The 12,149-nt window shown below is 73.1% G+C and carries 12 protein-coding genes and 1 tRNA gene; 7 read left to right on the top strand and 6 right to left on the bottom strand.

Going from position 1 to position 12,149, the window contains the following annotated elements:
* Positions 1–202: 202 nt before the first annotated feature.
* A complete protein-coding gene (locus tag ACIF8S_RS32850; RefSeq protein WP_349790704.1) occupies positions 203–1,258 on the bottom strand; it encodes an LLM class F420-dependent oxidoreductase in 1,056 nt (351 codons plus the stop codon).
* Positions 1,259–1,447: 189 nt separating this feature from the next.
* Here ACIF8S_RS32850 and ACIF8S_RS32845 point away from each other — a divergent pair, with 189 nt between their 5' ends.
* Both ACIF8S_RS32845 and ACIF8S_RS32840 read left to right on the top strand, forming a co-directional pair.
* Positions 1,448–2,434, top strand: a complete 987-nt coding sequence (locus tag ACIF8S_RS32845; RefSeq protein WP_349790703.1) for an aldo/keto reductase — start codon at positions 1,448–1,450, stop codon at positions 2,432–2,434.
* Entirely contained in the window at positions 2,431–4,497 is a 2,067-nt protein-coding gene (locus ACIF8S_RS32840; protein WP_400004140.1) for a helix-hairpin-helix domain-containing protein, read from the top strand. Before ACIF8S_RS32845 ends, ACIF8S_RS32840 begins: the two co-directional genes overlap by 4 nt.
* A 324-nt stretch (positions 4,498–4,821) precedes the next feature.
* On the opposite strand, the gene ACIF8S_RS32835 is transcribed toward ACIF8S_RS32840, so the two are convergent.
* Positions 4,822–5,505 carry a hypothetical protein gene (locus ACIF8S_RS32835; RefSeq protein WP_400004138.1) on the bottom strand — a complete coding sequence of 228 codons (684 nt, stop codon included), beginning with the start codon at positions 5,503–5,505 and terminating at the stop codon, positions 4,822–4,824.
* A 47-nt stretch (positions 5,506–5,552) separates the two neighbouring features.
* Between ACIF8S_RS32835 and ACIF8S_RS32830 the strand changes: the two genes are divergently transcribed.
* On the top strand, positions 5,553–5,741 hold the full coding sequence (locus ACIF8S_RS32830; protein ID WP_030225438.1) for a DUF5703 family protein: 189 nt from the start codon (positions 5,553–5,555) through the stop codon (positions 5,739–5,741).
* 78 nt (positions 5,742–5,819) lie between these two features.
* Here ACIF8S_RS32830 and ACIF8S_RS32825 read toward each other — a convergent pair whose 3' ends face one another.
* From ACIF8S_RS32825 to ACIF8S_RS32815, 3 genes are all read right to left on the bottom strand, one after another.
* Positions 5,820–6,635, bottom strand: a complete 816-nt coding sequence (locus ACIF8S_RS32825; protein ID WP_400004136.1) for a chaplin family protein — start codon at positions 6,633–6,635, stop codon at positions 5,820–5,822.
* A gap of 167 nt (positions 6,636–6,802) precedes the next feature.
* Positions 6,803–7,036, bottom strand: a complete 234-nt coding sequence (gene chpH, locus ACIF8S_RS32820) for a chaplin ChpH (protein WP_006135972.1) — start codon at positions 7,034–7,036, stop codon at positions 6,803–6,805.
* Positions 7,037–7,198: 162 nt separating this feature from the next.
* Positions 7,199–8,524, bottom strand: a complete 1,326-nt coding sequence (locus tag ACIF8S_RS32815) for a M20/M25/M40 family metallo-hydrolase (RefSeq protein ID WP_349790699.1) — start codon at positions 8,522–8,524, stop codon at positions 7,199–7,201.
* 200 nt (positions 8,525–8,724) lie between these two features.
* Here ACIF8S_RS32815 and ACIF8S_RS32810 point away from each other — a divergent pair.
* Positions 8,725–8,809 (top strand) — tRNA-Leu (locus tag ACIF8S_RS32810).
* A 63-nt stretch (positions 8,810–8,872) separates the two neighbouring features.
* Positions 8,873–9,250, top strand: a complete 378-nt coding sequence (locus tag ACIF8S_RS32805) for a YchJ family protein (RefSeq protein ID WP_400004134.1) — start codon at positions 8,873–8,875, stop codon at positions 9,248–9,250.
* Positions 9,251–9,265: 15 nt separating this feature from the next.
* Here the strand turns inward: ACIF8S_RS32805 and ACIF8S_RS32800 are convergent, their stop codons facing one another.
* Positions 9,266–9,967: an FCD domain-containing protein gene (locus tag ACIF8S_RS32800; RefSeq protein WP_349790696.1), complete on the bottom strand. Its 702-nt coding sequence runs from the start codon at positions 9,965–9,967 to the stop codon at positions 9,266–9,268.
* Between the two features lie 137 nt (positions 9,968–10,104).
* On the opposite strand from ACIF8S_RS32800, the gene ACIF8S_RS32795 reads away from it, so the two are divergent.
* Together ACIF8S_RS32795 and ACIF8S_RS32790 are read left to right on the top strand one after the other, a co-directional pair.
* Positions 10,105–10,623, top strand: coding sequence for a gluconokinase (locus tag ACIF8S_RS32795; RefSeq protein WP_349790695.1), 519 nt, complete (start codon positions 10,105–10,107; stop codon positions 10,621–10,623).
* A 69-nt stretch (positions 10,624–10,692) separates the two neighbouring features.
* Entirely contained in the window at positions 10,693–12,090 is a 1,398-nt protein-coding gene (locus ACIF8S_RS32790) for a GntP family permease (RefSeq protein ID WP_400004132.1), read from the top strand.
* Positions 12,091–12,149: the final 59 nt, after the last annotated feature.

Below are 12,149 nucleotides of genomic sequence, written 5' to 3'. Positions count from 1 at the left end.
GCGCGGGCGGACGGGACGCGGTGCGGGGGCGCAGTGCGGGGCGCGGGGGTGGTACGCGGAGGTGCGGGGGCGCGTAACCCCGGGGGGCCGGCGGGCGTTGAGGTGGATGACGGCCGTGGCGGGGTCGACCCCCGAGCCCCCACCACGGCCGCGGAACCCAGGCCGCCGCCGCGCGGGACGCGGCGGCGGCCGTACGGTCGGGTCAGGCGAGGCCCGCGCGCTCCAGCGCCTCGACGCCGGCGCGCAGCGAGGAGAGCCGCTCGTCGAGGGTGAAGCCGGCCGGGGCGAGGGTGAGGGTGGTGACCCCGGCGGCGGCGTAGGCCTTCATGCGGTCGGCGATGCGGTCGACCGAACCGAGCAGGGTGGTGCCGTCGATCAGGTCGTGCGGGACGGCGGCGGCAGCGCCCTGCTTGTCGCCGGACAGGTACTTGTCCTGGATCTCGGCGGCCTCCTGCTCGTAGCCCATGCGCCGGGCGAGCTGGTTGTAGAAGTTCTGCTTGCGGCTGCCCATGCCGCCGACGTACAGCGCCGTGTAGGGGCGGAAGGTGTCGGCGAGCGTGGCGAGGTCCTTGTCGTCACCCACGGCGAGCGGGAGCGTGGGGCAGATGTCGAAGCCGTCGAGGGTCTTGCCGGCCTTCTCCCGGCCCGCGCGCAGGTGGCGGACGGCGGTGTCCTCCAGGTGCTCGGCGGACGGGAAGATCAGCAGGGCGCCGTCGGCGATCTCGCCGGTCTGCTCCAGGTTCTTCGGGCCGATCGCGGCGATGTACAGCGGGATGTGCTCGCGCTGCGGGTGCACGGTGAGCTTCAGGGGCTTGCCCGGGCCGCCGGGGAGGGGCAGGGTCCAGTGCTCACCGTCGAAGGAGAGGCGCTCACGGGTCATCGCCCTGCGGATGATCTCGACGTACTCGCGGGTGCGGGCGAGCGGCTTGTCGAACTTCACGCCGTACCAGCCTTCGGAGACCTGCGGGCCGGAGACGCCCAGGCCGAGGCGGAAGCGGCCGCCGGAGAGGGAGTCCAGGGTGGCCGCGGTCATCGCGGTCATGGCCGGCTGGCGGGCCGGGATCTGGAAGATGGCGGAGCCGACGTCGATGCGCTCGGTGCGGGCGGCGACAAAGGCGAGGACGGTGGCGGCGTCGGAGCCGTAGGCCTCGGCGGCCCAGCAGACCGCGTAGCCGAGCCGGTCGGCCTCCTGGGCCACGGCGAGGTTGTCCGCGTCCATTCCGGCGCCCCAGTAGCCGAGGTTGATCCCTAGCTGCATGGCCGTCTCCCCTTACCGATCAGTAACGTGATGTGTGCGCCGACCTTATACCTCCGGTGGTCGCGGGTGGGGTGCCCGCGGGGCCGGTGGCGCGGTGCCGGCCGATGGCCGCAGCCGTCGCGCGGCGCCCGGAAAACGGTTGTCCACAGGCCCCCACACGCAACGCTCTGGCCAGTAATCTCGGCGTTCATGGAGCAGAGGCATCTCGGCCGTACCGGCCTGCGTGTGTCCCGGATCGGGCTCGGGACCCTCACCTGGGGCCGTGACACCGACGAGCACGACGCGGCAGAGCTCTTGAAGACGTTCTGGGACGCCGGCGGGACGCTCGTCGACACGGCCGACGTGTACGGCGACGGGGACGCCGAATACCTGCTCGGACGGCTGATGGACGGGCTGGTGCCGCGCCGGGACCTGGTGATCTCCACCAAGGCCGGCAGCGTGCCCGACCCCGACCGCCGGTTCGACGGCTCACGCGGGCATCTGCTGTCCGCCCTGGACGCCTCCCTGGCCCGCCTCGGCACCGACTACGTCGACGTGTGGCACGTCCACGCCTACGACCCCGCCACCCCGCTGGAGGAGACGCTCCAGGCGCTGGACATCGCCGTCTCCAGCGGCCGGGCACGCTACGCGGGCGTCTCCAACTACTGCGGCTGGCAGCTCGCCAAGGCGGCGACCTGGCAGCTGGCCGCGCCCGGCGCGCGCACCCGCCTGGCGAGCACCCAGATGGAGTACTCCCTGCTGCAGCGCGGGGTGGAGCGTGAGGTGCTGCCCGCCGCGATCGACCTGGGCATCGGCATGCTGCCGTCCTCCCCGCTCGGGCGGGGCGTGCTCACCGGCAAGTACCGCAACGACGCCACCCCGGCGGACTCGCGCGGCGCCTCGGAGCACCTCGCGCCGTTCGTCGCCCCCTACCTGGACGACACGGCGAGCCGGATCGTGGACGCCGTGACGACCGCGGCCGACGGGCTCGCCGTGACCGCGCTGCAGGTGGCGCTCGCCTGGGTCCGCGACCGGCCCGGGGTGACCGCGCCCGTCGTGGGCGCCCGCACGGCACAGCAGCTGTCGGCGGCGTTGTCAGTGGAGGCGCTTAGTCTTCCTGACGAGATCTGCCGGGCGCTCGACGACGTGTCGGCTCCCGTGCACCGCTATCCCGATCACGACTGGAGCACGCTGTGAGCACGCCCGAGACCCCGGAGGAGCCGAAGAGCGCGGCGGACGACGCGCCCGCCGAGGGCGCGCAGGTGTCCGAGGCCGAGGCCGAGCTGGCCGCGCAGCGCCTGGAGCGGGAGCGGATCGAGCGGCGGAAGGCGGAGCGTCAAGGCCCGATCGCCGCCGGGACCGCGCTGAGCGGCACGGCCGCGGACCTGCTCGCCGCCGTACGGGCCGTGGAGAGCGGCGAGAAGCCGCCCGCCACCGTGTTCGAGGAGGCCGCCCCGGCGCCCCGGCGTCCCGCGCCCGAGCCGCAGCGGCGGGCCCCGGTGGTGAGCCAGGGGCCCGCGACCCCCGCCGAGGGCACCGTCGGGGAGGTCCGGGAGGTGCTGGCCCGGGGCGGTGCGCCCGCCGCTCTCGCCGCCCCGGCCGCTTCCGTGCTCGGGGAGGGTGCCGCGCGCGTGCTGCGGGACGATCCCTGGCAGCTGCTGCGGGTGCCGGGGGTGCGGCCGGAGCAGGCGGACGGGTTCGCGCGGGCGCTGCTCGGCGGGGAGGCCGGGCCCGCCGACGGGCGGCGGGGGCGGGCCGTCACCGTCTGGCTGCTGGAGCAGGCCGCGCCCGCCGGGCACACGGTGCTGGAGATGGCCGCGCTCACCGAGGCACTCGGCCGGCAGGGGGTGCCCGCTCCCGAGGACGCGGTGCGCGACGCCATCGCCGAGGGCGACGTCCTGGTCTTCCAGGACGGCCTGGGTGACGCCGCCGGGGAGGACGGGGGCGAGGACGGGGCCGCGGAGGGCGAGGAGCAGCCGGTCCAGGTGCTGGTGGGCCTGGAGCGCTGCGCACTGGCCGAGGAGAGCCTCACCGACGGCCTGGCCCGGCTGATCAACTCGGTGCCCAAGCAGGACGGGGCGGGCGAGGACTGGGAGCACGCGGCCGCCACGGCGGAGGGTTCCGCCGGCGAGCTGATCCGCGCGGTCGCGGGGCACGGACTGGTGCTGCACACCGGTGGGGAGGCCGCCCTGGCCGAGCCGGCCGCCCTCCTGGACGCGGCGCACGCCATGGGGCTGCGCGCCTGGGCCGCCACGCACGGCCCGGTCGGGCGGACCCGGTTCGCCGACCGGGTGGACGGCCCCGGCGTCGCCACGGTCGCCGGGCTGCTGTCCGGTGCCGAGGGACCCGGGCGGGACCCGGAGGGCGCGCTGGCCCTGGATCTGCTGGTGGTGCTGGACGCGCCGCAGCTGGACGTGGAGACGGGCGCGCTGCTCACGGAGTCGCTGCCGGACGGGGCGCGCCTCGTGCTGTCCGGTGACCCCGGGGTGCTGTGGTCGGTGGGTCCCGGGCGGGTGTTCGCGGACCTGCTGGCGGTGCGGGCCTGTCCGCAGATCGCCTCCCGGCGGCCGGACCCGGGGCCGCTCGGCGAGCTGGTCTCGGGGATCGGTGTCGGTGAGCTGCTCCAGGTGGAGGCGCCCGGCAAGGAGGTCGTCATCGTGCCCGTGCGGGACGCGGGCGAGGCGGTGCACCGGACCGTGCAGCTGGTGGTGGACTCGGTGCCGCGGGCCATCGGGGTTCCCGCGGAGGAGACGCAGGTCATCACGCCGGGGCACGGCGGCGCGGTCGGGACCCGTGTGCTGAACGCGGCACTGAAGGAGCGGCTGAACCCGGGACCGGGCCGCTTCGGCGGCTTCGACCCCGGCGACCGGGTGGTGTACTCCCCCGCTCCGGGGCGCACGCTGCCGGGCCGCGTGGTCGGGGCGGACGGCGAGGGCCTGCGCCTGGACTGCGCGGGCGAACGGATCGTGGTGCCGAAGGAACACGTGGAGCAGTCGGTGCGGCACGGCTGGGCGCTGACCGCGCACCAGGCGGTGGGTTCCCGCTGGCCGGCGGCCGTCGTGGTGCTGCCCGGCGACGCGGTGCCCGCGCTGAGCCGCCCTTGGATCTACACGGCGTTCAGCCGCGCCGACCGCCACCTGTCGGTGGTCCACGGCGTCGACCAGGCCCTGCCCCGCGCCGTGGCCGAAGTCACGGCGAAGCCGCGGACGACCCGGCTGCCGGTGCTGCTGGCCCCCCAACTGCCGACGCCGCCCGCCTGAGCGAGCCGTTGCCGACCGGCGGCCGGCGGCCGGGCAACACACCTCGACGGCGCGGACGCCCGTCGCGGCCCGCGCCGGCCGGGGGCCGGATGTCCGCCAGGCAGACTGCCGGCGGTCGACGGCCGAGGGGCCGGGCGGTCGACGGCCGGGCGGTCGACGGCCGGGCGGTGGGTGGTCGGTGGTCGGCGCGGCAAATCACTGGCGGTCAGCGGTGGGCGACGCACCGGGACGGCGCAGGCGGCCGGCGTGGGTCCGCGGCGGCCGGGGATGCAGGACGGCGGCGGCACCGGGGTGCCGCCGCCGTTGACGCTGTACCGGCAGGGGTCAGCGGTCCGCGTCGAGTGGTTCCAGCTCCTCGTCCGGGGCCAGGACCGCCTCGATGTCGTCGTCGCTCTCGTCCTCGCCGTCATCGTCGTCGTCGAAGACCGCACTGACGTCGAAGCGGCACACCACCGTCTCCGGGTCCACCTGCTCGAAGGGCGCCTCGAGCCACTCCCCCGGGTCCGGGATCTCGTCCGATGCCGTGACCCAGAGCGTGGAGTCGCCCTCCTCCAGGCCGAACTCCTTGTGCCGGGAGGCGATCTCGTCCGGTTCGTACTCGCCGAACAGCAGGCCGAGCGCCCCGTGGACCGTGCCGGAGGCCTCCGGACTCTCGTCGTCCGCCTCCTCGATCCGCTGGGCGTGCGCCAGCAGCCGCTGCGGTTCGGCGACGGCGTAGTCGCGGCGGATCAGCACGCTCACGGCGTTCGGTTCCTCGGGCCCGGCGTACGGCGGAAGGGCCTCCTCCGCGCTCGGGATCTCGAAGGGGGTGACCTCGTCGTAGCGGTCGTAGAGCAGTTCGTCGTACGTCTCCGCGGCCGCGGCCAGCTGGTTGAAGGCCTCGTAGACGGCCGGGTCGTCGTCCCCCGACCGGCTCTCGACCGCGGCCAGGTGGCGGTCGATCGCGGTCTTCACCGCCTCGGCGGCGGCACGTACCTCGGCAGCGGTGGGCTGCGCAGCATCAGACATAGTGCAGACGCTATCCGTACCGGGGGCCGGCCCGCACAATAGATGCGATGCCGGAATACGAATTCGCCGACGTGTACGTGCCGCGCGGGGTGTCCCGCAAGGAGACGGCGCGTCTGCTGACGGACCATGCCGAGTACGGTCACTGGGAGTTGTACCGCCTGACGCTGATGCGTGACGGCAGCCGCAGGGTGCGGCTGCGACGGCGGATCATCCGCCAGGTGCGCGCCACCTGGTGAGCTGAGCGCGCCCGACCGGAGTCAACAGGTGGAGCGGACCCCGCGTTCTGTCGCGGGGTCCGCTCCGTGTGTCCGAGATCACGCCGCGGCGCGCGCCTTGCGGTAGAGGACCGCGCCGGCGAGCAGCGCACCCGCGCCGACGGGCAGCACAAGGCCCATCGGCAGCTCGCTGCCGGTCTGGGCGAGTTCCGCGTCGCCCTGCGGGCCGGACTGGGCGCCCGGCTGGTTGCCGGACGAGGGGCCGCCCGGGGTGCCGGGGGTCCCGGGCTCACCCGGGTTACCGGGCTCACCGGGGTTACCGGGTTCCCCCGGGTTGCCGGGCTCACCGGGCTCCCCCGGCTCACCGGGGTTACCCGGCTCCCCCGGGTTGCCGGGCTCCCCCGGGTTGCCCGGCTCACCAGGGTTACCAGGCTCACCGGGCTCTCCCGGTTCACCGGGGTTACCCGGCTCCCCCGGCTCCCCGCCGCCGTGCCCCGTGTTGGCGCAGCCGTTGTCGCCCGTGCCGTTGCCCACGCCGATGACGTCGACGCTGTTGCCGCAGACGTTCACCGGCACGTGCACCGGAACCTGCACGACGTTGCCGGAGGCCACGCCGGGCGAACCCTTCGCCTTGCCGTGGGCGTGCGAGCCGCCGTGGCCGCCGGAGCCGCCCTTGTTGGCGCAGGCGTTGCCCACCGCCGGGTTGAGGATCCCGACGACATTGACCGTGTTGCCGCAGACGTTCACCGGCACGTGCACCGGGGCCTGCACCACGTTGCCGGAGAGCACGCCCGGCGAGCCGTTGGCCCCGCCCGTCGCCCCGGAGTCGGCGTGGGCGGCGGCCCCGCCCGCGGCGGCGAGCACACCGGTGGCGGCGGCCATGGTCATCAAGCCCTTGCGGGTGACCTGTCGCATGTGATGAATTCCCTGTCCTCGGACCTGCTGCCGGGAGGCGGCGTCCGCCGCGTCCCGGATTCTCGACGTATGGGGGGAACCGGTCGGCCCCGGAGCGCATGGCGCGCGCTCCGGGGCCGACGGGCTCGAACCCTCAGCGGGTGTTCCCTAGAGGGCGAGACACGACATCACGCGTTGACGCAGGTGTTGCCGAAGGCGGGGTTCAGCAGCCCGATCACGGAGATCGTGTTGCCGCAGACGTTCACGGGAACGTGAACCGGCACCTGCACGACGTTGCCGGACAGGACGCCCGGGGAGTGCACGGCGGCACCCTGGGCACCCGAGTCGGCAGCGGCCATGCCCGCGCCCGCGAGAACCAGACCACCGGTGGCGGCCGCGACGGCGACGACCTTCTTCAGCATGTATTCCTCCTAGTTGGCAATGTGATCCAAAGTCGCGGATCACATCACGGGTAACGAGGAGGAAGTAATGAGGCTACGAGCTTATGGTCGCATTCACTCTTCCCGGTCAACTCCGTACGTCTGCCCGATTCCTGAGATCACCGGCGCTCGCCGGAACACACCTCAGGACGCGTCCAGGAATCGGTCGAGCACACGGACGCCGAACTTGAGGCCGTCCACCGGCACCCGCTCGTCGACACCGTGGAACATGCCCGCGAAGTCCAGCTCCGGGGGCAGCTTCAGCGGCGCGAAGCCGAAGCAGCGGATGCCCAGGTCGTCGAAGGACTTGGCGTCGGTGCCGCCGGAGAGCATGTAGGGCACGGCGCGCGCGATCGGGTCCTCGGCGCTGAGCGCGGTCTGCATGGCGTCGACCAGCCGGCCGTCGAAGTCGGTCTCCAGCGCCTTGTCGGAGTGCACGTCCTCGCGCCGCACGCGCGGGCCGAGGATGCGGTCGAGGTCGGCGAGGAACTCCTCCTCGTAGCCGGGCAGGAAGCGGCCGTCGACGTGCGCGGTGGCCTGGCCGGGGATGACGTTGACCTTGTAGCCGGCGCCGAGCTGGGTGGGCGCCGCCGAGTTGCGCAGGGTGGTGCCGATCATGCGGGCGATGCCGCCCAGCTTGGCCAGGGTCTCGTCCATGTTCTCCGGGTCGAGCTCGGTGCCGAGCGCGTCGGAGAGCTCGTCCAGGAAGGCGCGGACGGTCTTGGTGACCCTGACCGGCCACTTGTGGCGGCCGAGCCGGGCCACGGCCTCGCACAGTTCGGTGATGGCGTTGTCGTCGTTGGTCATCGAGCCGTGGCCGGCCGTGCCGTCGACGGTGAGCCGCATCCAGTGCATGCCCTTCTCGGCGGTCTCCACGAGGTAGAGGCGCAGCTTCTCGTTGACGGTGAAGGAGAAGCCGCCGACCTCGCCGATCGCCTCGCTGACGCCGTCGAACAGCTCGGGGTGCTTGTGCACCAGGTGCTTGGCGCCGTAGGTGCCGCCGGCCTCCTCGTCGGCGAGGAAGGCGAGGACGACGTCGCGCGGGGGCTTGCGGCCGCTGCGCATGCGCTCACGGACGACCGCGAGGGTCATCGCGTCCATGTCCTTCATGTCGACGGCCCCGCGTCCCCACACGCATCCGTCGGCGATCTCGCCGGAGAAGGGGTGGTGGGTCCAGTCGTCGGCGTTGGCGGGGACGACGTCGGTGTGGCCGTGGATGAGCAGGGCGGGCCGCGAGGGGTCCTCGCCCTCGATCCGGGCGATCGTGGAGGCGCGTCCCGGGTGGGACTCGAAGATCTGCGGCTCCAGGCCCACTTCGGCGAGCTTCTCGGCCACGTACTCGGCCGCCTTGCGCTCGCCGGGGCCGGAGTGGTCGCCGTAGTTGCTGGTGTCGATCCGGATCAGCTCGCGGCAGAGGTCCACGACCTCGTCCTCACCGGTGACGCCCTTGGCCGGGTCCGTCTGGCTCACGTGCTTCCTCCCGCTGCTGGTGTTCCCGCTGGTGGGTCCCCCTCATCCTCCCTCGCTCGCGGGCCCGCCCCAAGACCCGGCCCGGCCCGTCACGCGCCGTTCACGCGGCGGCGCGGCGGGCGGGGGTGATCGGCCACCCCTGAACACCTGGTAATGTTTACGTCGTCGCCGCGGGGGGAAACCCGCGCGACAGACACCTTGTCCGGGTGGCGGAATGGCAGACGCGCTAGCTTGAGGTGCTAGTGCCCTTTATCGGGCGTGGGGGTTCAAGTCCCCCCTCGGACACTTGGAACACGAGGGCCGCGACCGCGAGGTCGCGGCCCTCGGCCGTTGTACGGAAGGTGCCTCATGACGTCTCGCACGTCCTGCCCCTGCGGCCTCCCCGAGACCTACGAGGAGTGCTGCGGCCGCTTCCACGGCGGAACCGCCGCCGCGCCCACCGCCGAGCGGCTGATGCGGTCGCGGTACTGCGCGTTCGTGCGGCAGGACGGGGCGTATCTGCTGCGGACCTGGCACCCGCGGACGCGGCCCGCCCGGCTGGACCTCGACCCGGGGACGCGCTGGACCGGGCTGGAGATCCTGGCGACGGAGGCCGGCTCCCCCTTCCACACCACCGGCACGGTGACCTTCCGCGCCTCCTACCGGGGCGGCTCCCTGCACGAACGCAGCCGCTTCGAACGCGTCGACGGCGCCTGGGTGTACGTCGACGGCGACTTCCCGGAGTAGCCGGATCCGGCGGCGCTACGGCGCCAGGACGTCCAGTTCCTGGAGGGCGCCCTCGGTGATCTCCCGGGTGAGTTCCTCCGCGCGGGCCGCGTCGCGGGCGCGGACCGCTTCGGCGAGCTGGACGTGCAGGGTGACGGCGGCCGGGTCGGGGTCCTCGAACATGACATCGTGGTGGGTGCGTCCGGCCAGCACCTCCGCGACGACGTCGCCGAGGCGGGCGAACATCTCGTTGCCGGAGGCGGTCAGGATCACGCGGTGGAACGCCACGTCGTGGAGGAGGTAGCCCTCCAGCTTGTGTCCGCGCGAGTGGGCGACCATTCCGAGGGCGCACTCGGTGAGTTCGGCGCACTGCTCGGCCGTGGCGTTGCGCGCGGCCAGGCCCGCCGCGACCGGTTCGATCGCGGAGCGCAGCACGGTGAGGGAGCGCAGCTGGCGGGGGCGGTCGGCGCCGGCCAGGCGCCAGCGGATGACCTGCGGGTCGTACACGTTCCACTCGCAGGCCGGCAGGACGGTCACGCCGACGCGGCGCCGCGACTCCACCAGGTGCATGGACTCCAGGACGCGGACCACCTCGCGCATCACGGAGCGCGACACGTCGAAACGCTGGGCGAGCTCGTCGGTGCGCAGGACACTGCCGGGCGGGTATTCGCCGGCGGTGATCTCGGGGCCGAGGGTGTCCAGTACGCGGCCGTGCAGCCCCCGGCCCGTGGTGCTCATGCACTCAGAGTACGGGGCGGATCACACGATTAAAAAGTCAGACTTATTCGTCACAGACTCTTGAAGTCGTCGTACTTATGAGTTTCAGTTGCCGTCGACATCAGGTGTCGACGAAGACAGCAGACAGTGAGGCAGCGATGAACACCCCCCACGTCGTCGTGGTCATGGGCGTCGCCGGGACGGGCAAGACCACCATCGGTCCCCTGCTCGCGGCCCGCCTCGGCGTCCCGTACGCCGAGGGCGACGACTTCCACCCGCAGCGCAACATCGCCAAGATGTCGGCCGGCACCCCGCTCACCGACGACGACCGGTGGCCCTGGCTGGACGCCATCGGCGACTGGGCGCAGCAGCGTGCGGGTCTGGGCGGCGTGGTGAGCTGCTCGGCGCTGAAGCGGTCGTACCGTGACCGGCTGCGGGCCGCCGCACCGGGCGTGGTCTTCGTGCACCTCACCGGTGACCGCGCGCTCGTGGAGGACCGGATGTCGCACCGCAAGGGGCACTTCATGCCCACGGCACTGCTCGACTCCCAGTTCGCCACGCTCCAGCCGCTGGGGCGGGACGAGGCCGGGGTCGCCGTGGACGTGGCGGGCAGCCCCGAGGAGATCACCGAACGGGCGGCCACCGCCCTGACGGCGCTCCCGGAGCCCACCCCGTAGGTCCCCCACCGGCCCCTTCCCCCGGGGCCGGCCACTCCCCCCAACCCCCGTACACCCTAGGGATCCACCGTGACCAGACTCAGCGTCGAGATGCTGGCAGCGGACGCACCCGAGCCGATCACCTCGGCCGGCCACGCTCAGCTGGGCATCGCCGTCCTGGCGGGCATAGCCGTCATCGTCCTGCTCATCACCAAGTTCAAGCTCCACGCCTTCCTGTCGCTGACCATCGGGTCACTGGCCCTCGGTGCCTTCGCCGGGGCGCCGCTGGACAAGGTGATCACCAGCTTCACCGCCGGACTGGGCTCCACCGTCGCCGGTGTGGGCGTGCTGATCGCCCTCGGCGCGATCCTCGGCAAGATGCTCGCCGACTCCGGCGGCGCGGACCAGATCGTCGACACCATCCTCGCCAGGGCGAGCGGCCGTTCCATGCCGTGGGCGATGGTGCTGATCGCCTCGGTGATCGGCCTGCCGCTGTTCTTCGAGGTCGGCGTGGTGCTGCTGATCCCGGTGGTACTGATGGTCGCCAAGCGCGGCAACTACTCGCTGATGCGCATCGGTATCCCCGCGCTGGCCGGTCTGTCCGTGATGCACGGTCTGGTTCCGCCGCACCCCGGCCCGCTGGTCGCCATCGACGCGGTCGACGCCAACCTGGGCGTGACGCTGGCGCTCGGCGTGCTGGTCGCGATCCCGACGGTGGTGATCGCCGGTCCGCTGTTCTCCGAGTACGCCGCCCGCTGGGTGGACGTCCCCGCCCCGGAGCGGATGGTCCCGCAGCGGCCGTCGGAGGAGCTGGAGCGGCGCCCCGGTTTCGGCGCGACGCTGGCCACGATCCTGCTGCCGGTCGTGCTGATGCTCGCCAAGGCACTGGTCGACATCGTGATCGACGACCCCGAGCACCAGGTGCAGCGCGTCTTCGACGTGATCGGCTCCCCGCTGATCGCACTGCTCGCGGCCGTGCTGGTCGGCATCTTCACGCTCGGCAGGCCCGCCGGCTTCAGCCGGGAGCGGATCTCCTCGCTGGTGGAGAAGGGCCTGGCGCCGATCGCGGGCATCCTGCTGATCGTCGGTGCGGGCGGCGGCTTCAAGCAGACGCTGATCGACACCGGCGTGGGCCAGATGATCCTCGACATCTCCGAGGACTGGTCGATCCCGGCGCTGCTGCTGGCGTGGCTGATCGCGGTGGCGATCCGGCTGGCGACGGGTTCGGCGACCGTGGCGACCGTGTCGGCGGCCGGCCTGGTCGCGCCGCTCGCGGCCGACATGTCGACCGCGCACACCGCGCTGCTGGTGCTCGCCATCGGCGCCGGTTCGCTGTTCTTCAGCCATGTGAACGACGCCGGCTTCTGGCTGGTGAAGGAGTACTTCGGGCTGAACGTCGGCCAGACGATCAAGACCTGGTCGGTGATGGAGACGATCATCTCGGTGGTCGCGGGGGCGCTGGTGCTCCTGCTGTCCTTGATCATCTAGCCGGGTCCGGGCTCAGGAGGCCCGTCCGCCCTCCATGAGGAGGGCGGACGGGCCTCCGT

This window comes from Streptomyces sp. NPDC085937 (assembly GCF_044540535.1).
Classification (GTDB): Bacteria; Actinomycetota; Actinomycetes; order Streptomycetales; family Streptomycetaceae; genus Streptomyces.
The sequence above is the reverse complement of the archived record's forward strand: the minus strand, read 5'-3'. Positions and strand labels throughout refer to the sequence as shown.